This is a genomic window from Kordia algicida OT-1 (assembly GCF_000154725.1).
GTDB lineage: Bacteria > Bacteroidota > Bacteroidia > Flavobacteriales > Flavobacteriaceae > Kordia > Kordia algicida.
This window is the reverse complement of the sequence record NZ_DS544873.1, coordinates 2231659-2252781: the sequence shown is the minus strand read 5'-3', so window position 1 is coordinate 2252781 and position 21123 is coordinate 2231659. Positions and strand designations below refer to the sequence as shown.

22 protein-coding genes are annotated in these 21123 nt (G+C 34.2%); 9 read left to right on the top strand and 13 right to left on the bottom strand.

All coding sequences use genetic code 11. The annotated features are described in order from the left end of the window. The first annotated feature begins 24 nt into the window (after positions 1-24). From KAOT1_RS09665 to KAOT1_RS09650, 4 genes are all read left to right on the top strand, one after another. Positions 25-645, top strand: a complete 621-nt coding sequence (locus KAOT1_RS09665; protein ID WP_040559455.1) for a WbqC family protein — start codon at positions 25-27, stop codon at positions 643-645. Beyond that, entirely contained in the window at positions 645-959 is a 315-nt protein-coding gene (locus tag KAOT1_RS09660) for a DUF6122 family protein (RefSeq protein ID WP_007094606.1), read from the top strand. The genes KAOT1_RS09665 and KAOT1_RS09660 overlap by 1 nt, the downstream gene beginning before the upstream one ends. 299 nt (positions 960-1258) lie before the next feature. Beyond that, the gene (locus KAOT1_RS09655; protein WP_007094605.1) at positions 1259-1513 is read left to right on the top strand and encodes a hypothetical protein; all 255 of its coding nucleotides are present in this window, start codon (positions 1259-1261) and stop codon (positions 1511-1513) included. A 60-nt stretch (positions 1514-1573) separates the two neighbouring features. Further along, on the top strand, positions 1574-2305 hold the full coding sequence (locus KAOT1_RS09650; protein WP_007094604.1) for a hypothetical protein: 732 nt from the start codon (positions 1574-1576) through the stop codon (positions 2303-2305). Between the two features lie 170 nt (positions 2306-2475). Here the strand turns inward: KAOT1_RS09650 and KAOT1_RS09645 are convergent, their stop codons facing one another. The 7 genes from KAOT1_RS09645 to KAOT1_RS09615 form a co-directional block, all read right to left on the bottom strand. Then, positions 2476-3510 carry an endonuclease/exonuclease/phosphatase family protein gene (locus KAOT1_RS09645; RefSeq protein WP_007094603.1) on the bottom strand — a complete coding sequence of 345 codons (1035 nt, stop codon included), beginning with the start codon at positions 3508-3510 and terminating at the stop codon, positions 2476-2478. 3 nt (positions 3511-3513) lie between these two features. Beyond that, positions 3514-4410 (bottom strand): rhomboid family intramembrane serine protease, encoded by an 897-nt coding sequence (locus tag KAOT1_RS09640; RefSeq protein ID WP_007094602.1) that lies wholly within the window; start codon positions 4408-4410, stop codon positions 3514-3516. Further along, on the bottom strand, positions 4410-5174 hold the full coding sequence (locus KAOT1_RS09635) for a rhomboid family intramembrane serine protease (protein WP_007094601.1): 765 nt from the start codon (positions 5172-5174) through the stop codon (positions 4410-4412). Before KAOT1_RS09635 ends, KAOT1_RS09640 begins: the two co-directional genes overlap by 1 nt. 3 nt (positions 5175-5177) lie before the next feature. Beyond that, a complete protein-coding gene (gene mutL, locus KAOT1_RS09630) occupies positions 5178-7040 on the bottom strand; it encodes a DNA mismatch repair endonuclease MutL (protein ID WP_007094600.1) in 1863 nt (620 codons plus the stop codon). A 3-nt stretch (positions 7041-7043) separates the two neighbouring features. Further along, positions 7044-7343, bottom strand: a complete 300-nt coding sequence (locus tag KAOT1_RS09625; RefSeq protein WP_007094599.1) for a hypothetical protein — start codon at positions 7341-7343, stop codon at positions 7044-7046. 256 nt (positions 7344-7599) lie between these two features. Next, the gene (locus KAOT1_RS09620; protein WP_007094598.1) at positions 7600-8871 is read right to left on the bottom strand and encodes an adenylosuccinate synthase; all 1272 of its coding nucleotides are present in this window, start codon (positions 8869-8871) and stop codon (positions 7600-7602) included. 34 nt (positions 8872-8905) lie between these two features. Next, the gene (locus tag KAOT1_RS09615) at positions 8906-9349 is read right to left on the bottom strand and encodes a Fur family transcriptional regulator (RefSeq protein ID WP_007094597.1); all 444 of its coding nucleotides are present in this window, start codon (positions 9347-9349) and stop codon (positions 8906-8908) included. 341 nt (positions 9350-9690) lie between these two features. Here KAOT1_RS09615 and KAOT1_RS22870 point away from each other — a divergent pair, with 341 nt between their 5' ends. The 3 genes from KAOT1_RS22870 to KAOT1_RS09605 all read left to right on the top strand — a co-directional run bounded on the left by KAOT1_RS22870 (position 9691) and on the right by KAOT1_RS09605 (position 11269). Beyond that, entirely contained in the window at positions 9691-9852 is a 162-nt protein-coding gene (locus KAOT1_RS22870) for a hypothetical protein (RefSeq protein ID WP_157560088.1), read from the top strand. 125 nt (positions 9853-9977) lie between these two features. After that, positions 9978-10364, top strand: coding sequence for a helix-turn-helix domain-containing protein (locus KAOT1_RS23415; protein ID WP_007092873.1), 387 nt, complete (start codon positions 9978-9980; stop codon positions 10362-10364). Between the two features lie 5 nt (positions 10365-10369). Then, a complete protein-coding gene (locus tag KAOT1_RS09605) occupies positions 10370-11269 on the top strand; it encodes an IS3 family transposase (protein ID WP_007092993.1) in 900 nt (299 codons plus the stop codon). A 64-nt stretch (positions 11270-11333) separates the two neighbouring features. Here KAOT1_RS09605 and KAOT1_RS09600 read toward each other — a convergent pair whose 3' ends face one another. From KAOT1_RS09600 to KAOT1_RS09590, 3 genes are all read right to left on the bottom strand, one after another. Next, positions 11334-13547 carry a RelA/SpoT family protein gene (locus KAOT1_RS09600; protein WP_007094595.1) on the bottom strand — a complete coding sequence of 738 codons (2214 nt, stop codon included), beginning with the start codon at positions 13545-13547 and terminating at the stop codon, positions 11334-11336. A gap of 194 nt (positions 13548-13741) precedes the next feature. Then, complete coding sequence (locus KAOT1_RS09595) at positions 13742-14221, bottom strand: hypothetical protein (RefSeq protein WP_040559454.1); 480 nt, start codon at positions 14219-14221, stop codon at positions 13742-13744. A gap of 17 nt (positions 14222-14238) precedes the next feature. Further along, positions 14239-15045, bottom strand: a complete 807-nt coding sequence (locus KAOT1_RS09590) for a TrmH family RNA methyltransferase (protein WP_007094593.1) — start codon at positions 15043-15045, stop codon at positions 14239-14241. Between the two features lie 158 nt (positions 15046-15203). On the opposite strand from KAOT1_RS09590, the gene KAOT1_RS09585 reads away from it, so the two are divergent. After that, the gene (locus tag KAOT1_RS09585; protein WP_040559985.1) at positions 15204-15917 is read left to right on the top strand and encodes an SGNH/GDSL hydrolase family protein; all 714 of its coding nucleotides are present in this window, start codon (positions 15204-15206) and stop codon (positions 15915-15917) included. Positions 15918-16038: 121 nt separating this feature from the next. Continuing rightward, on the top strand, positions 16039-16845 hold the full coding sequence (locus KAOT1_RS09580; RefSeq protein ID WP_007094591.1) for a DUF6503 family protein: 807 nt from the start codon (positions 16039-16041) through the stop codon (positions 16843-16845). A 94-nt stretch (positions 16846-16939) separates the two neighbouring features. Here KAOT1_RS09580 and KAOT1_RS09575 read toward each other — a convergent pair whose 3' ends face one another. Genes KAOT1_RS09575 through KAOT1_RS09565 form a run of 3 tightly spaced genes read right to left on the bottom strand, consistent with a single transcriptional unit; the run spans position 16940 to position 21040 of the window. After that, on the bottom strand, positions 16940-17347 hold the full coding sequence (locus tag KAOT1_RS09575; protein ID WP_007094590.1) for a hypothetical protein: 408 nt from the start codon (positions 17345-17347) through the stop codon (positions 16940-16942). A gap of 48 nt (positions 17348-17395) precedes the next feature. After that, entirely contained in the window at positions 17396-18694 is a 1299-nt protein-coding gene (locus tag KAOT1_RS09570) for an amidohydrolase family protein (protein ID WP_007094589.1), read from the bottom strand. 12 nt (positions 18695-18706) lie between these two features. After that, a complete protein-coding gene (locus KAOT1_RS09565; protein WP_316927985.1) occupies positions 18707-21040 on the bottom strand; it encodes an amidohydrolase family protein in 2334 nt (777 codons plus the stop codon). Between the last annotated feature and the right edge of the window lie 83 nt (positions 21041-21123).

Sequence of the window (21123 nt, the reverse complement as noted above, 5' to 3'; positions counted from 1 at the left end):
TATAAACTCATAAACTCCATAGGATTGAATATCATAGCTCATCCCACATATTTTCCAAGCATCGCACATTATGTAATGTTCGCTAAAACGGAGCATTTGGTCTATGAAATGGAAGATAATTTCCAGAAACAAACCTATCGAAACCGTACGTATATTTACGGCGCAAATGGAAAATTGATGTTTAATGTTCCTGTGAGACACAATAAACAGCAAAAACATCAGAAGTATAAAGAAATTCAAATTGCTAACGAAACTGCTTGGCAACGTTTGCATTGGAAATCACTTGAAAGTGCGTACCGTACTTCACCTTATTTTGAATATTACGAAGATGAATTACGACCGCTTTTTGAAAAAAGATACACGCACTTAATTGATCTGAATTTTGACACCATTGAAATTGTCAATGAATGTTTACAGTTGGAAATAGAAACTTCTAAAACTTCAGAATACCACAGCATCATTACTGGTATGCAAGATTTTAGAAAACTAGCAGTTGTAAAAAAAGAACCAGATTACGGTTTTGATAAGTACACACAGGTTTTTGAAAACAAACACGGATTTATTTCAAACTTAAGTATCTTAGATTTGCTATTTAACGAAGGAACAAACGCACTTGCGTATTTGGAACAGCAAACTATTTCCTGATGTTTTTGAGACCTTTTGCGCATTACGGTTTGCATTTTATCTTTCCATTGCTCATAGCACTTTTTCTGTATAGAAAAACATGGAAAACCACGTATTTTATCTTTCTTCTGTGCATGCTTATTGATCTCGATCATTTGCTCGCCACCCCAATCTTTGACCCGAATCGTTGTAGTATCAACTTTCATCCCTTACACAGTTACTATGCAATTGCCATTTACGTAGGATTTCTAATCTTCAAGAAAACACGAATTCTCGGAATTGGCTTGCTCTTACACATTTTAGCAGATACTGTTGATTGTTGGATGATACAATAGCGGATTATCATTCAAAAAAAAATTACGGAATACTTGCTAATATTTTACATGTATACAAACTATTTTAAACCACTTCCAATAAAGACCCTAAAAAAAAGGATGAATTAGCCCTGAAGAAAAAGGTGATTTAACTTACAATTTGAAATCAATTTAGTATCAAATTTGTCCCAATGATTCAAAGCAATGTTTATCAATTGGAATTCAATAATAATTTGTAGAGATACAATTGATCTATCTAAAGCTTTGACATTCAAGGGAGCCGAAAATTGTATAGAGTAGGTAAATTAAAAAAGAAAAATATGTCTTTAGCAGTATCAGTAGGAATCGCCATAGGCGTTGTAGCGACTTGGGGAGTAATTGGTGGAATGTATAGGAAACCAAATTCTAAAGGTCAAAATCATCCAACAGGAAATGCAGGTGGATCTAGTAGTTGCAGTCATTGCAGAGAAGTTAAATCTTATTACGATGGTTTGAGTTTGGGAATTAAAATATTAAAATTTGTTTGGTATGGATATAAAAAAATAGAATGTGCTATTCAGGGATGTCCGATTTAGCTTTGTTATTTCTTAATGCTATAAAAAAATAATTATCTTCGATAGTACTAAGTCGTAAACATGTTCTGGAAGAAAAAGAAAAAACTGCCTATTACCACAGAAGATCAAATCTGGATTGATGAAGAATTAGCATGGCTTAAAAAAGAATTAAGTCATAAGCATTTTATGGAAATCAGAACGGTTACACCAACAAAAAACTTTTATAACAGAACCTTTGATGGAAGTGAGCAAGATGCGGAATTCATCTTAAAACGTACGATGGAATTGATGAAAATTGAAGCTGTAGACATCAAGTTGAATTACTTCTCGGATAGTCCAATTGAAATGGACGATGGAACATTGCTATCAACTCCAGCAGACATCAACGGAGAATGGCAAAGTGCAGCAGGAACTTATGAGAGTAATGGAGAAGATGTGATTATCTCTATTGAAAGAAGTCAACTAAAAGATCCAATTTCTCTTATCGCTACCATTTCTCACGAGTTATCACACGAAATATTATTAGGAGAAAACAGAATAGCAGAAAATGACGAATATTTAACAGACTTGACTGCAATTACGTACGGTTTCGGAATTTTTATTGGAAATTCAAGATTCAATTTTACTAGAGTAGGAGCATTTGGTTGGCAATCAAAATCTTCAGGATATTTACCAGAGCAAATCATTGCGTACACCATGGCAAAACTATCGCAAATGCGAAATGAATCTACGGATTATGTCAAATATCTAGACAGTTCACTTCAAAAATATTTCAAGCAAAGTGAAGCGTATTTAGCAGTAAACAAAAACTGATTTTTTAATTAGTTGTGAGTATTGAGAAGTTTCAAAGTAAATATTATTTTTCCATAAACAACAAACCAACGAATAACGAATAACGAAGTTAAGTTATAACTGTTGAATTTTAAATTAGAAAAGTATAATTTAGCCAGCAACCAGCAACCAGCAACCAGCAACCAGCAACCTCAATCCAACGAAATCACACTTTGTATCGCATAATGATCTGAGTAATGTTCTGTAAAAGTTTTAAATTTATTTACGGTAAAGGATTCATCAACAAGCACAAAATCAATTCGCATCGGGAAAAAGGGATAATCTAAGGTTTTTCCAAAGCCGCTTCCAGCTTCTACAAATGCATCTTTCATACTACCTTTAATAGTTTTATAAACGTTAGAAAATTGCGAATTATTAAAATCTCCCAAAATAATTTTCTTATACGTACAGTTCTTCCGATTGATCTCAAACAATTCTGCTTGCGATTGCTGCATTTTAAAAGTTTTTGCCATTCGTTTTAGTAAACGTTCTGAATTTTCCTGTGTCAATTCTTCTTTTTGCGGATTGATACGTAACGATTGTAAATGTAAATTATACACACGAATGGTATCTTTATTCTTTACAATATCAATATAAATAGCATTATTTGGCGTATTTGGAAATTCCAAAGAACCTTTGTGGACAATTGGATATTTAGAAAAAATAGCTTGTCCCGTTTTTTTGTTTTTACCTTTTAAAACAACATGTTTGTATGTATAAAAATTAAAAGCTGCTTGTTGATTTTTGTGAAACTCCTGAAACGCTACAACATCAGGAAAATCTGCATGTACAAGGTCTACAATTTTCTTATCAACATGTGTTTCCTTAATCCAATTATAAATATTAAACAGACGCACATTGTAACTCATCACAGAAATTGAATTCTGAGAAGGTGCTGTCGTATTTCTTGAAAATTTATACAAAGATGTTACATGTGAATATCCAATAATCAGCACAAAAAAGGATAATAAAAATTGTCTTCGGACACTCAAGATCCAAATAAACATAAAAATAAAGTTGATGATGATAAACACCGGAACCAACAAACTCAGTACAGAGAGAATTGGAAAACTTTTAGGAACTGCGTATGGTAAAATATAGGATAGAAGAAGAAGCGCTGCAAATACAGAGTTTAAGAAGAAAAAAATTCTACCAAAAATACTTAATCGTTTCTTCTTTTCACGCATACATTAATTTTCCTTTCCTGACTTAAATAAAAAATCCTTTTCAGCTTTTGTCAGACTTTCATAGCCAGACTTACTAATTTTATCCAAAATAGCATCAACTTTTCGTTGCTTCTCTGCGGATGATTGTGCAGTCGTAGTTGTAGTAGAACGTTTCGTTGTCTTGTTTTTGTATACGGTTTTTAATGGAGATTTATCTTTTCTGCTAAAAAGATGCATCAATTTATCCCAAAAGCGTTCAAAACCAATACCAATATCGTTGCCTTTTATGAGTTGTTTGGAATACAAAAATCCTATCAAAGCTCCGCCAATATGTGCATAATGTCCGCCAGCATTCCCGTAAGGAATATAGGAAATGTAAGAGATTACCAATAAAGCAGCAATAATCCAATATTTAATTTGAATCAAGCCAAAAAGATTTACAATATAATTAGGCGCGTATATTGCACCAGCAACTAATATCGCCAATACAGCAGCCGAAGCGCCTACAGCAGTTGCTTCTGTTCCTCTAAAAGTTGGTAAAAAGTTATATGCCAACAGGAAAAAAAGCGATCCTGCTAAAATTCCATAAGCATATACTGTGATAAATTGTTTTTCTGTAAAGAATGTAAAAAAGATACGTCCGGAGAAGTACAATACAATACAATTAGACAGTAAATGTCCAAAACTTGCGTGTAAAAAAGCACAGGTAATAATGGTCCAAGGTTTATACAAAACATGCGTCCAGCCATTTTTCAGGGCAAAATAATCTGTAAAAAAAGTAGCATGTGCACCACCACTAAACGAATAAAAGATGGCATTATATATTGAAATGACTGCAAAAATAGTAATGTTGATTGCAATCAATTTCTCAGCAGCGTTCAGTCCACGATACGTAGTTAATAAACGTGTTTTTGTATCCATTAGTCCCAACGATTTTTATTAAACTGTGTTTTATCAAAATACAACATAAGTAAAAAGCCAAACAATGCGCCACCTAAATGGGCAAAATGTGCAATGTTTCCGGCGCCAAACAAGCTAAATCCTCCAGAAATTCCGCCAATAAAATCAAGCAGTAACAATCCAGGAATAAAATACTTAGCTTTTACAGGAATTGGAATAAACATAAGCATTAATTCTGTATTCGGATACATCATACCAAAAGCCACCAAAACTCCATACAAAGCGCCAGAAGCTCCAAGTGCTGGTGCATAGAAATCACCAACTAAAGTTGAAATCTGACTTTCTGTTAATATATTTTCCCAACTAGTCATATATTTAGCTTGACTAATGATATTAAAAATCTCTGTTTGATTATAGCCTGCTTCCAACAATATATTCATGTTACTATACACGCCGTAATAATTAACCAACGTATGTATCAAACCAGCTCCAACGCCAGTAATCATATAGAAACTTAAAAATTTCACTTTTCCCCAACGCATTTCTAGCGCAGAACCAAACATCCACAAGCCAAACATATTGAATAGTAAATGAGTGATACTTTCTGTAGAGTGCATAAACATACTTGTGACAGGTTGCCAAAATTTAAAATTTGGATTTTCAGGAAAGTACAATGCCAAAAGTTGCACAAGGTCTATACCTCTTTCCAGCAAAATCATGGTGGCAGCCCAAACGATCACATTGATAATGATGAGGTGTTTTACGGTATCTGTAATGCGCATCATAATCTATATAAATTTTTTATCTAAATCATCCACGCTCAGTGTGATGAATATGGTTCTGTTAAATGGAGAAACGTTAGGTTCTTTACAAGCAAATAAGTTGTTTACCAACGATTCTTGTTCTTCTACTTCTAGTTTTTTTCCAGTGCGAATTGCCATGCTTTTTGCTAACGATTTGACTAAAACGTCTGTTTGACTAAATCCTGTGTCAGGAATTTCTCCTTGAAAATCATTCAGCATTTGTTCAATGATAATTTGCAGTTCACTTTCAGAAATATTGGATGGAATTCCAGAAAGTTCAATCGTATCATTCGTAATATTGCTAAACATAAAACCAATATTTTCTAAACTTTCTTTTACTTCTTTTAAAAGCGCAATTTCACTTGTGGAAAAGGTAAACGTTACCGGAAATAGTAATTGCTGACTTACCGCTTCGCTTACCGTAATATTTCGTAGTAATTGCTCGTACAAAACACGTTGATGTGCTCGGTGTTGATCGATAATTACAATTCCTGATTTGATAGAACTTACAATATATTTTCGGTGTAATTGATAGGTTAACGTTTCACGAGGTTCTTCATTGGTAAACAAAGAACTTGTCATTTCTTCTGATTCAAACTCTATATTTTCGGTTGAAAACTGATTGGAATTTGATTTCGATTCCAATCCTACATACAAACTTTCCCAACCTTCTGTCGATTCTTTCTTGTAATTTGTATATCGCGGTTGTGTTGTCGTATTTCCAGCAGTTTTCTTTTCATCTGCAAACGGATTGAAACTACGATCTACCTGAATGTTAGGAACTGCCGCTTGTTTGTTTTTATAATCGTATGGTGTATCTAAATTTGCATCACGATCAAAATCGAGTACAGGAGCAATATTAAATTGTCCCAAACTATGTTTTACAGTCGCGCGCAACATCGCATACAGCGAATGCTCGTCGTCAAATTTAATTTCTGTTTTTGTGGGATGAATGTTAATATCAATCGTTTCAGGATGTACTTCGAGATAGATAAAATAACTCGGTTGCATCTTTTCTTTCAGTAAACCTTCAAAAGCGGCGTTGATCGCGTGATGTAAGTACGGACTTTTGATAAAGCGATTGTTTACAAAGAAAAATTGTTCGTTTCTGCTTTTTTTGGCAAACTCAGGTTTTCCCACAAATCCGCTAATTTTTACAATGTCAGTATCTTCCTGAATTGGCACCAACTTTTCATTGGTTTTTCCACCCAAAATATTCACAATACGCTGTCTGTAATTACTTTTCGGAAGGTTGAATAATTCGTTTCCGTTATGATACAACACAAATCCAATATCAGGATGTGCCAACGCAACACGTTGAAATTCGTCAATAATATGGCGTAATTCTACAGCATCAGATTTTAAAAAATTACGTCGTGCAGGAATGTTGTAAAATAGATTTTTGACAGCAATCGAAGTTCCTGTTGGTGTTGTAATCACTTCTTGCGTGATGAGTTTGCTTCCTTCAATTTTAATACGTGTACCAAGCTCGTCTGCTTCTTTTTTCGTTTGCAATTCCACATGCGCAATTGCCGCGATAGAAGCTAAGGCTTCTCCACGAAAACCTTTTGTGTTTAAATTAAATAAATCTTCTGCGGCTTGAATTTTGGACGTAGCATGTCGCTCAAAGGAAAGTCGCGCATCCGTTTCGCTCATTCCAAAGCCATTATCAATAACGTGTATAAGTGTTTTTCCAGCTTCCTTAACAATCAGTTTGATTTCGGTAGCTTTTGCATCAATTGCATTTTCAAGTAACTCTTTTACCACAGATGCAGGTCGCTGCACAACTTCTCCTGCTGCAATTTGATTTGCAACATGATCGGGTAAAAGCCTTATTATGTCTGCCATGTATTATCTTCCTCTAGTAAATATTGATAGGTCAAAGTCAATAAAAAACAAGAAAATCAATATAAGTACAGCGATGATGATAATCAAACGTATAGAAACTTCACGATTTCCTCGATGTCTACTGGCTTTTCGTGCTTCTTTCCAATGTCCTCCAAAGTCATTTGCGTTTAAACCTTCACGGTGTTTTACAAATCTAGACTCAATTTCATATACATTTCCAGTCTCTTTCCCTTCGTAATAACGAGGTGTATAGTTGAATCGTTTATTCTTTCTTAATTTAAAAACATTTCCTTTAAACAACATAGGCGTAGAATTATATCAAAGTTACCTAAAAACTGAACAAAAACCATTCCTAAACCTATAAAAAATGTTAACAATGGTAAATTTGGAGCTAAAAAAAGCTGTCTAAAAAGTACAGATTTCGTCAAACCGAACTCTTGTGCTGAACTTGATTCAGTATGATTCGGTTTCTCATAATAGTTAAAAATCAATATGATGAGATTCTAGATCAAGTCCAGAATGACGTTTCAATATACTTTTAGACAGCCTATTTTAGTTCTTATCTGTGTATTGTTTGTGTTCTATCAGGACCGACAGAAACAATTTTAATTGGAATTTCCAGTTCTTTTTCCAAGAAATCGATATAATCATTCAATTCTTTTGGAAACTGCGATGGATCGCTCATTTTGGTTAAATCTTCTTTCCAACCTTTGAATTCTGTATAAATTGGTTCAATGTTTTCTGGTTCAATATTATAAGGAAGATGCGAAATTGTGTCGCCTTTATATTTGTAAGCGGTACATACTTTTAAGGTTTTAAATCCAGAAAGCACATCACCTTTCATCATCATTAATTGCGTAACTCCGTTCACTTGACACGCATATTTTAGCGCAACCAAATCTAACCAGCCACAACGTCTTGGTCGTCCAGTTACGGCACCAAATTCGTTTCCAATTCGCGCCATTTCTGCTCCAACTTCATCAAATAATTCTGTTGGAAAAGGTCCTGAACCTACACGAGTTGTATATGCTTTAAAGATTCCGAAAACGTCTTTTACTTTGTTTGGCGCAACTCCCAATCCTGTGCAAGCTCCTGCGGCTGTTGTGTTTGAGGAGGTTACAAACGGATACGTTCCAAAGTCAATATCTAATAAAGAACCTTGCGCACCTTCTGCCAAAATCGTTTTTCCGCTTTTTTGTGCTTGGTGTAAATATTCTTCACTATCAATAAATTGCAATGTTTTTAAAACTTCAACAGCTTCAAAGAATTCTGCTTCCATTTCCTGCAAATCGTATTGAACATCTACATTATAAAAATTTATCATCGCTTCGTGTTTGTTAGTCAAAGCGCGATATTTTTCTTTCCAGTTATCCAATTCTAAATCGCCTACACGAATTCCGTTTCTACCAGTTTTGTCCATGTACGTTGGTCCAATACCTTTTAGCGTAGAACCAATTTTTGCTTTTCCTTTAGAAGCTTCAGAAGCAGCATCAAGCAAACGATGTGTTGGTAAAATTAAGTGTGCTTTTCTTGAAATGATTAGTTTTTTATGAATGTCAATGTTGAACTGCGCCAAACCATCTAATTCTTTCTTAAAAACTACAGGATCAATCACAACACCATTTCCAATCACGTTGGTTGCGGTTTCGTGAAAAATCCCAGAAGGAATTGTACGGAGTACATGTTTGATACCGTCAAATTCCAACGTATGACCAGCATTTGGTCCGCCTTGAAAACGGGCAATAATATCGTAGTTTGCGGTAAGTACGTCAACAATTTTTCCTTTGCCTTCGTCTCCCCATTGAAGTCCGAGTAGTAAATCTACTGCCATTGTATTAAGTATGTTAGTGTGTTGTTAGTGTGTCTTAATTATCTTTTTTCTTCTTTGTTGCGTAGAAATATAATGAGTGATTGTGAATGTCAATATCAAAAATTTCTTCAATAGTTTTTTTGATGCTTTGGATTCTAGGATCACAAAATTCCATCACATCACCAGAATCAGTAAGAATAATATGATCGTGTTGTTTGTCAAAATATGACTTTTCGTAATGCGCTTGGTTTTGCCCAAACTGATGTTTACGCACCAAATTGCTGTCTAATAAAAGTTCTATAGTGTTGTAAAGTGTAGCTCTACTTACTCTATAGTTTTTATTTTTCATTTTGATGTAAAGCGACTCAATATCGAAGTGTTCTTCGCTTTCGTAAATTTCTTGAAGTATTGCAAAGCGTTCAGGAGTTTTTCGGTGTCCGTTATCCTCTAAAAACTTAGTAAAAACGTTTTTTACAATATCTTGATTATTTTCCTCCATATGTTGTTGCATCTTGGCTGAAGATTAAAAAACAAATTTACACTTATTTTTCAAATTTATGGACATATTCCCGTTCGGAATTCAAATAGGTGTGTTAATAACGTACTATTTATGACTATAACATCTGATTTTGTTTGCTTTTTTACTTTGAAAAATGTACTTTTAGTAAGTATGTTTCTGATAATCAGAAATGTGAGCTCTCCTAACTTAATATGTAAACCCTATTGCAATTTGCACTAATTATGGTGTAAACATGCGCATAATTCACTTTAATGTTTTATATATTATGAAAAAAAGAATTCAATCCACGATTAAGATTAGGGAAAAAAGTCATTTCTAGTTTGGAAACGTTTCATCTGCAAGGTGGGACAGAAGTGCCAAGTGAAGTGCCAACCGAACCTGTAAAAACGAAAAAGACACAACGAACTGCACACGATGCATGTACAATTATTGCTACTTGTTACTGTTCTCTAACATGTCCAGAGAAATGTGATGAATGCTAAATTTTAATCATTTTTATTAGTAGTTATTGTTAAAAAAAGCTGTGAGATACAAGGAATTGTAGCTGACAGCTTTTTTGAATTTCTTGTCTCGTCCTGAAATAGCGTTACACTAAATTTTAAGCGTAATGAAAACAAATTATGTAAAACGTACTCAAAAAGATTATTCATTATCTTTTAAACTCCAAGTAGTTCAAGAGATTGAACAGGGTAAACTGACACGCTCACAAGTCTTATCAAAGTATGGTATACAATCTGGATCTACCATCAGAACTTGGTTAAAAAAATATGGTAACTTTGATTGGCATAATCAAACTCCACTTTCTATGACAAAGACTCCAGAACAAAAGATTTTAGAATTAGAAGAAAAAATCAAACTGTTAGAAAAGCAGAAGGCTCGTGCAGAACATCTGGCGGAGCGTGCTGACAAGAAAGCTATTTTGTTTGATATGATGATTGATTTAGCAGAAAAAGAGTTTAATATTCCTATCAGAAAAAACTCCAAACCCAAGTAATCGATATGTTTAGAATACATTACAGAGAAAGTATCTCATCTACTTGTGAGTTACTTGGGGTAAGCAGGCAAGTATATTACCGAGCGATACGTTCAAAAGAGAAACGACAGTGTATTGCTAGTGATGTGATAGAGCTGGTTCAATCTGTTAGAATAGAGCAACCACGCATTGGCACAAGGAAGTTATATCATATTCTACAAGAGTCTTTACGTAGTTTAGGTGTCGGCAGAGATCGTTTATTTGCTATTTTAAAGGCAAATCATATGTTGATTAAACCCAAGCGGAGCTATCATATCACTACTAACTCTCATCATCGGTTTAGAAAACATAACAATGTAATAGAGAATTTAGATGTAAACAGACCAGAACAAGTTTGGGTAGCAGATATTACCTATGTAGGTAATCGAGCTAATCCCATGTATTTATCGCTTATTACAGATGCATATTCTAAGATGATCGTTGGGTATTATCTATCCAATACCTTAGCAGTAGATAGTTCTATAAAAGCATTAAAGCAAGCTGTTAAAAACAGAAAATATCCCAAGGAAAGGCTAATACATCATTCTGATAGAGGTTTACAATATTGTAGTAATCAATATCAAAGAATATTAACTAAGAGTCATATTAAATGTAGTATGACAGAATCCTATGATCCATATCAAAATGCAGTAGCAGAGCGAATCAACGGAATCTTGAAACAAGAGTTTTTGATGGGCACCTCTAAAATAGACATCAAACTAATGAAGAAAATAGTACAACAGAGTATTAAAGTTTATAATACCAAAAGACCGCATTTATCATGTCAAATGCTAACTCCAGAACAGATGCACAAACAAAATAAAGTCAACATAAAAACCTATAAAAGAAAAAACACAGATAAGACAGCTGTCTTATCTGTGTTTTAACTATTTTTAATCCTAAATAACTGTAACGGTTTTTTAGGACGGGTCATCTGTAGTATATTTGGTGTTAAGCTCTTGTTATTTTCTCAATACCGTGAATTTTCTTCAAATTGTTAATAAGTCGCTTTAAAATAGTATTGTTTTTTACAATTACGGTGATTCTTCCTGTGAAAATTCCGTCGTTAGTTTCAAAACTGATGTTTCTAATGTTTACATGCATATTGTTTGAAATAACTTTGGTAACATCATTTACCAATCCCATATTGTCAATTCCCGTTAATTCTAGCAAAACGGTAAATTCTTCCTGAGAAGAATCAATCCATTTGGCAGGCATAATACGATATGCATAATTTGCTTGTAAACTCACTGCATTTGGACAATTTTTCTTATGAACTTTGATTCCTTCATTCACTGTTACAAAACCAAAAACAGGATCTCCTGGAATCGGATTGCAACAATTGGAAAGTTTGTAATTTAGCTTTTCTTCTTCCTTCCCAAAAACCAACAAATCATAACGGTTGGAAACTTCTGGCTGATTGATTTCTTCGGCGGGAATTGAAGGAGATCTTCTAATTTTATTCTTGAAAAATTTAAAAATACTATTGCTTCGTTGTGCTGCAAATTCTTTTAATTTCTGATTGTCAATCGTTCCAATACCAACGCGATAAAACAAATCTAAGCTTGTTTTTAGCTTAAAATGATTTACCAATTCATTGATTGATTTTTCGTCAAGTGAAATTTTGAGTTGCTTTAATTTTCTGCGTAAAATTTCTTTTCCATCTTCTGCAATCGCTTTCTTTTCTTCTCGTAAAGAAGATTTAATTTTTGAACGCGCTCTTGATGTTGTCGCATAATCCAACCAGTTTGCATTTGGTTTCGATTTGTCTGATGTGATAATTTCGACTTGATCGCCACTTTTCAATTCGTGACTCAACGGCACTAATTTTCCATTTACTTTAGCGCCACGCGTGTGATAACCAACTTGCGTGTGAATGCTAAAAGCAAAATCGAGCGGAGTTGCACCTTTTGGTAAAGATTTTAAATCTCCATCTGGAGTAAACACAAAGATTTCCTTTGCGTATAAATTCAGTTTGAACTGTTCAACAAAATCTACCGCATTTGCTTCCTGATTTTCGAGCGCTTCTTGAAGTTTATTGAGCCAAGGTTCCAAGCCTTGTTCTTTTTGATCTCCTTGTTTGTATTTAAAATGTGCCGCATATCCTTTTTCTGCAATTTCATGCATACGATGCGAGCGAATTTGCACTTCAACCCAACGACCTTTTGGTCCCATAACTGTGATGTGTAATGCTTCGTAACCTGTTGATTTTGGGGGAGATATCCAATCGCGCAAACGCACAGGATTTGGTCTAAAGTGATCGGTGACAATAGAGTATATTTTCCAAGCAAGGAATTTTTCGTTTTCTAAATCTTCCGTATCATAAATTATTCTGATGGCAAATTTATCATAGACTTCATCAAAGGTAACACCTTGTTTGACCATTTTTCTACGAATGGAAAATATCGATTTAAAACGCCCTTTTATTTCATATTCAAAGTTTTCTTTATCTAAAGAGTTTTTAATGACAGAAGCAAAGTTGTCAATATATTTCTGTTGTTCTTCTTTGCTTTCTTCAATTTTGTTCTCAATGTCATTAAAAACTTCAGGTTCGGTATATTTTAATCCTAAATCTTCCAATTCAGTTTTAATATTATACAAACCAATTCGGTGTGCTAACGGCGCATAAATGTATAAAGTTTCGGAAGCAATTTTAACTTGCTTGTGCGCAGGCATGGATTCCATGGTTTGCATATTGTGTAGACGATCAGCAATTTTGATGATAATCACACGGACATCATCATTAATCGTTAAGAGCATTTTACGGAAATTTTCCGCTTGCATCGAAACGTCTTTATCTTTTTTAAGATGTGAAATCTTGGTCAGTCCATCCACAATTTTGGCAACGGTAATTCCAAACATTCGCTCAATATCTTCCAGCGTATATTCGGTATCTTCTACGACATCATGCAAAAGGGCAGAAGCGATAGAAGTGGCGTCCATTCCAATTTCAGAAGCTACAATTTTGGCAACAGCAATTGGGTGAAAAATATACGCTTCACCACTTTTTCTGCGTTGATCTTTGTGCGCGTCAACAGCGACATCAAATGCTTTTCTGATGATTTTTTTATCTTCAGCAGAAAGTACTTGATAACTGATGCGTAGCAGTTCTTTATACTGCTTCGCAATCGCTGCATTTTCCTTTTCAATTTCAATTTCTGTCATATAATTAAAATTAAGTCAAAGAAATGTAACAAACAAGTATGTTTTACGAATTTAGTGAAGAAAATGGTTTTTGTGAGATATGTTGATCTGTCTTGTATTTATAGATATTTATTTTGTTTTGATTTTCAGTGTTTTAAATGTTTTTTAGAAGTGGTTGGTATCTATATAATTAATTTAGTTTTTGGACTAAATATCTACTTTAAATCGTTTTCACAATCATACTTTTTATAATGTCCATATTGATATTTAAGATTTATAGCAACTAAACTATTCTCAATTCTTTTATGCTCTTTTCCATTTCTGTATATAATTTCAGACTTATTACCATCAATATTATAGGAAAGACTATCACCTATTTTTAAGTTTGTTACATCAGTCGTAAAAAGTATTTTATTATTTTTGATTTGACACACAAAAATTTCATCATTGATTAATAGCAAATAATCTCCTTTCTTATTAGAATATGTCATATCTAAACAAGCATATCCTCCTTTTTCTATATAAGTTTTACTTCTAACTATTCCACTGAACTGAACGGTACACTGCTCCCAATAATCAATCTTATATTTTTCAGATTCAATTTTATTTTTTTTATCATTAAAATAAACAAAAATAACAAAAATCATTCCTACAATAGGAACTACGTAATTCATTATTTTAGAAATTTCTTTCATTTTTATACAACTATAGATTACAGAAAACTTCGTTGTCGCTTCGCTTCAAAAATCACAATTGCTGCCGCAACAGAAACATTCATGGAATCTATTTTTCCTTGCATGGGAATGATGATGTTTTGGGTAGAATTGTTCAGCCATTCATCACTTAAGCCTGTTGCTTCCGTACCAACGACGATCGCAGTCGCTTTTTGATAATTTTGAAGATGATAGTGCTCGGAAGCCGTCAATGCCGCACAATAAATAGCAATGTCTTTTTCCTGTAAAAAGGAAATGATTTCCGCAGTGCTTCCCATGGCAATTTGTGTCGTAAACACACAACCAACACTTGAACGTACAATATTCGGATTGTACAAATCTGTTTTTGGATTTGCGATGAAAACGGCATCAATATTGGCAGCATCTGCAGTACGAAGCAATGCGCCAATGTTTCCAGGTTTTTCAGGTGCTTCTGCGACTAAAATTAATGGAGTTTTGTTGTGAAAAGTAATCGTTTTGAGTGAATGTTCTTTGGTTTGTATAATTGCCAACACACCTTCCGTACTTCCGCGATAGGCAATTTTTTGATAAACTTCTTTCGAAATTTCAATACATTCAGGAGTGTTTTTAGCTGTAGCTAAAAGTTCTTGTATGCGTTCGTACGAACAAATTTCAGGATAAAATAATAGTGTGTCAATCGCATAGTTTCCTTCGAGTGCAAGCGTCAATTCACGAAAACCTTCTAAAATACATTTTCCTTCTTTTTTACGACTTCGCGACTTTTCTTGAAGTTGTAATATGTGTTTTATGGTCGTATTTTGTGTGCTGGAAATTTGTTTGTACATGCTGCAAATATAAGAAAGAGATTATTTTGAATTCACGCAGATGCTTAATTTTAAATAAAACAGTTACTTTGAAGTTTTAGAATGTTGTATTTTAGTAGTTTAATCAGAATAAGAGTAAAAATTTACGAATATTCAAAATTTAATTTTTTTTGAGACACATAAAACATCACACTATTTTTAGAGTAAAATTAATATTACTTTTATCATGCATTTGTATTTTTAGTTGTTCTTCTGATGATGCTGTGGAAGTGACTCCAAAATCATACCGTATTTTATCTTTGGGTGATAGTTATACGATTGGACAAAGCGTGTGCGAAACGTGTCGTTTTCCAGTGCAATTAAAAGATAGTTTAGTAGCTAATTTTCCTGCGGTAGATAATTTTAGTGTAAAAATAATTGCGGAAACTGGTTGGACAACCACAAATCTTATCAATGCGATTACAGAAGATGATAATTTGACGAATACTTACGATTTGGTGACGTTGTTAATTGGTGTGAACAATCAATATCAAAACAAACCTTTTTCTTTGTATGAAAGTGAATTTCCCGAGTTGGCAATGAAAGCAGTTTCTTTAGCAAAAGGTGACGCGAGTAATGTGATTGTGGTTTCTATTCCCGATTATGCATTTACACCATTTGGACAAGGTTTTGGTTTTTCGCCTACGACTTCCGAAGAAATAGATCAATACAATACTTTTGCTAGAAGTTATTGCAATGCAAACGGGATTACCTTTGTGAATATTACAGATATTACCCGTGAAGGTTTGACTAATCCGGCTTTGGTAGCGCAAGATCAATTGCATCCTTCGGAATTGGCATATTCGTTATTTGTTGAGCGATTGTTGCCATTTGCTACCGAAAAGATTCAATAATTCTACAATCTTTTTTAGACAATAAGAAAATATTAGCAACTATTAGTAATAAAAACATTCGTCATTCTTGTAATGATCTGTAAAACACTTCGACTCAAGCAGAAATAAAACAAACTAACTAATGAAAAAAATTACTTTAGTTCTCTTGGGACTATTCTTGATGACCGCTTGCAATAATACTGAAAAGAAATCGGAAACTTCCAACACTACAACGGAAGAAGCAAAAGTCAATCCAAAAAAATACCCAGAAAAATTACAAAAAGTGTTTGACGCACATGGCGGAATTGACAATTGGAATAAAGCACAAACATTGGTGTACGAAATGGTAAAGCCAGATAAAACAGAAAAGCATATTACCGACTTGCATTCTCGAAAAACACGTTTGGAAGGAAAAGGTTTTACGATTGGTTATGACGGAAAAGATGTTTGGTTAGCACAAAAAGACACAACCGCTTTTAGAAGCAACGCACGTTTTTACCATAATTTATATTTCTACTTTTATGCAATGCCTTTTGTGTTAGGTGATGATGGAATTACATATGATAAAGAAGAAAGTTTAACGTATGAAGGTGTTTCATATCCAGGATATAAAATTTCGTATGGTGATAATGTAGGCGATTCTCCAGAAGATAATTACTTTATTTATTACAATCCTGAGACCTATCAAATGGAATGGTTGGCGTATACGGTAACCTATTTTAATGGAAAGCCAAATGATAAAAGAGGTTACATTCGTTATGAAAATTGGCAAGATGTCAATGGAATTATATTGCCAAAAACATTGACTTGGTTTACAACCGATGAGGAAGGAAACTTAAAAGCACCACGTAATTCAGTAGAATTCACAAATGTAAGTTTGACAGAAAAAGCTATGGAAGCAACAATATACGCACGACCTGAAGATGGGAAAATTGTTCCGAAAGGATAATCATCATATGATTGAAAAAGAAAAATTGGAAATAAAAAAATCCTCATTATGTCAATGAGGATTTTTTTATGCGTTACGTTTCTCGTATACGTATTTATTGTTTATAAGCTCCGTTTAAATGTAATTGATTGACATCAAAACCATTAAACATGATATTATTTAAATTGTTTCGTAACTGAAAACGTTTTGGAGTTATATTTGGTAAAATAGAATGTTCTGTTGAAAGATTACGAAAAGTAGCAGAAATACTATGATCGTCTAACAGTCCACGTCGAATTCCCTTCTGAACATGTTCTCCAATATTAGATAAATTTGGCAAACGTTCGCGCACGTTGGAATAATCGGTAGCGATATTATTAGATAATTCTGAAAATGTAGGTAACTGAAAATTTTCAATCGTTTCATTTTCTTCAATAGTTGGTGTATTTGACGTATTTTGAGCCGAAATCTGCAACACCGCCAACACGGTAATTGCCAAAGCAAATTTTTGTATTCTTTTCATAATATCCTTTTTTTATTTGTATAAGTAGCAACTTGTTCTATAAAGTTACTATTTTCCATCATATTTTTTTGTATAACGCTTCCATAATTTCGTTTGATGCGTCTCCAAGCTCAACTCACGACCTTCAATAAAGGCATGTGTTAAAATATTTCCACGCATGTCTAGCGCATCTCCTTCGCTTATAAAAAGTGTGGCGTCTTTTCCAACTTCTAAGGTTCCTAAACGATCGTCAATCCCTAAAATTTTTGCAGTATTTGATGTAATTAATTGCAATGCTTTTTCTTTATCCAAACCATGTGCAGCTACAGTTCCCGCCAAAAATGGTAAATTACGTGTATTCATACGTTCCATTTGACCACTATTTTCCAATCCGACTAAAACACCAGCATCTGTTAGAATTTTAGCTTTTTTATAGGAAAGATCATAATCTTCATCGTCCATGTTTGGTACAGAATGTGTTCTGTGTAATAACACAGGAATTTTATTTTGGCGTAAAGTGGTTGCTACTTTATGTGCGTGATATCCACCAACAATAACAATTTTAAGTTTGTTTTTCTTTCCAAATTCGATCGCATCTAAAATTCCTTTTTCGGTATTTACATGTACATACAATTTTTGTGAACCATCTAGCAAACCTTCCATAGCTTCGTATGGCAAATTCTTTGGACTTCTTGAACCTTTTAAATAACTGGCGGTTTCATTAAATACATCTTGAATTTGTGTCAATTGTTTTGCATAATTTTTATTTGGACGTAAACCTCTTGGTTCTCCAAGCCACCAACGACCACGAGAATAGTTATTTGGCCAATTCATGTGAATTCCATCATCAACTTTTATGGCAGCATCTTCCCAATTCCAAGCATCTAGTTGTACGATAGATGAAGTTCCAGAAACAGCGCCACCACGTGGAGTAATTTGTGCTGTTAAAATTCCGTTTGGTCTGCAACTCTCTACTACTTTCGATTCTGTGTTATACGCAATCAAACTACGGATGTGCGGATTGAAACTTCCCGTTTCTTGTTGGTCACGCGTTGCTCTTACGGCATCAACTTCTACCAAACCAAGTGTCGAATTTGGCGCGATAAATCCAGGATACACATGTTTTCCTTTTGCATCAATTACTTTTCCAGCTGTTGCTGTGTTTGCAGAAGTTCCAATGCGAGTAATCTTTCCGTTTTCAAAAACAACAGTAGCGTTTTCAATAGTCGATCCGTTTCCAATATGTGCGGTTACACCAACAATTGAGATTGCTTGCGACTGTTTATCCGCAGGCGTTTGTTGGGCAAAACTTAGACTGCTAAACAAAACAGCTAAGCATAATGTATATGTATAAATATATTTTTTCATGTCAGTTTTTGTTTAAAATTCAACAGTATCACAATGATGATGTACTTTGTCTTTTTTCTTAGCAGGTTGTGTTTTCATGCCTTTATTTTTCTCAGCAAGCATCATATTCATCAACTCGTTGCGTTCATTTTGAATCTTTCTTCGCAATTGCGCATCACGTTCCAAATCAAAATACACCGTTCCTTCAATCATTGTTGTTTGTGCTTTTGCGTAAATTGACATTGGATGAGCTGTCCATAATACCAAATCAGCTTGTTTTCCAGTTTTAATACTTCCAACTTTATCATCAATATGTAATAATTTGGCAGGATTCAGTGTCACAAACTTCCAAGCATCTTCTTCTGAAACACCACCATATTTTACTGCTTTTGCCGCTTCTTGATTCAGTCTACGAGACATTTCGCCATCATCTGAATTGAAAGCTACTAAAACTCCTTGATTATGCATGATTGCTCCATTGTACGGAATGGCGTCATTTACTTCATACTTGTAAGCCCACCAATCTGAAAAAGTAGAACCGCCAACACCGTGTTCTTTCATTTTGTCAGCTACTTTGTAACCTTCTAAAATGTGAGTAAATGTGTTGATGTTGAAACCGAATTTATCAGCAACTTTCATCAGCATGTTAATTTCACTTTGAACGTATGAGTGACAAGAAACGAAACGTTTTTTATTTAAAATTTCTAAAATTGTTTCCATTTCAATATCATAACGATAGTTTCCTGATTTCTTCTTTGCTTCGTATTCTTTTGCTCTTTGGAAATAATCTGTAAACACTTGCTCAACTCCCATACGTGTTTGTGGGAAACGTGTGGTTTCTGTATCGCCCCAATTACTTTGCTTTACGTTTTCACCTAATGCAAATTTGATAAATCCGTCAGCATCTTTAAACAACATTTCATCAGCAGATCGTCCCCAACGTAAACTCAAAATGGCAGAACGTCCACCAATCGGATTGGCAGAACCATGCAATAATTGAATGGTAGTAACGCCACCTGCTAAGTTTCTGTAAATATCGACATCTTCTGGGTTTACCACATCTTCCATGTTTACTTCTGCAGTAGAATTATGTCCAGCTTCATTGATTGTAAAAGCTGCAATATGTGAATGTTCATCAATAATTCCAGCAGTTAAATGTTTTCCAGTCGCATCAACGATTCGAGCATTTCCAGCGCTGAGGTTTTTCCCAATTCGGGCAATTTTTCCATCTTTTACTAGAACATCTGTATTTTGAAGAATTCCGTCTTTTTCATTCGTCCAAACTGTGGCATTTCTAAATAAAACGTTTTCTTGTTTGGGTAAAGTTGCGGAACCATACGCTCCATTAGGATAAGAAATTGGTAACATTTTTGGAGCTTCCATTTTTCCACCTTTTCCTTTTTTATCTTTCGATTTAGATACTTCTTTTTGCGTAGCATTGAACGAAGTTTCGGAGCCATTTGCAATAATGGCTTTACCTGAGAAAAATTTCACATTACGAACAGGTGCTGTCAAACGAATATATTCAGTTTTTGTCGTATCTGGCGTAGTGAATTGTAATTGTAACCAATCGTTTTTAAAAGCAATTTTTGATCCTAATTTTAAAGAATCTTTCATTACCGTTGCTTTCAATTTTTCTGGTGAACCTACAATGGTCACATCGTAATCGTTTCCTGCAACGTTAAACGTATATTTTCCACGTAGGTCTTTTTGTGATTTGTCTTTGAAAACATTCTGATTCCCTTGAACCCAATTTTCATAAATTACCGTTTTTGGATCAAAAATATCACCAGAAGTAATTAAAAAATTCGCTTGTCGTCCGTTTTGTAAACTTCCAACTTTGTCTTCTTGTTGTAAGATACGCGCTGGAACAGTCGTCAATGCTTCCAAGGCTTTCGTTTTGTCCAAACCATATTTGATGGCTTTCATCAAGTTTCCTTTAAATTCTTTACCAGATTTTGAACTGTGCATGGTAAAGCTGAACTGAATTCCATTGTCAAGCAACGCTTTCGGATTGGAAGGTGCTTGATTCCAATGTTTCATCGCTTCCAATTCTACCACACTTGCCGAATACGGATCTGATACATCATACGCTTTTGGAAAGTTGATTGGAATGATAAAAGAAGCATTCGTCGCCTTCATTGCTGCAATGTTTTCATATTCCGTTCCATCACCAACCAATACATATTGAATTCCAAATTCGTCTCCGATAGCGTCCGTTTTAATACTATTATGTTTATTCCCAGAGTGGAAAATTTGTACTAAGTTTTTATTTGCATTTAAAGCTTCTAACGCCAAATCGGTACGTTTTGCATTGCCTTTGGCGTACCAATCTGCATCATGATACATTTGACGAAGCAGTGCCATACTTCCCATCAAGAAGTTGGATATGCTTGTTGTGATGTGTTACTTTTCGATACGATAAATATTGCGCGGAGCGATGTCAGATA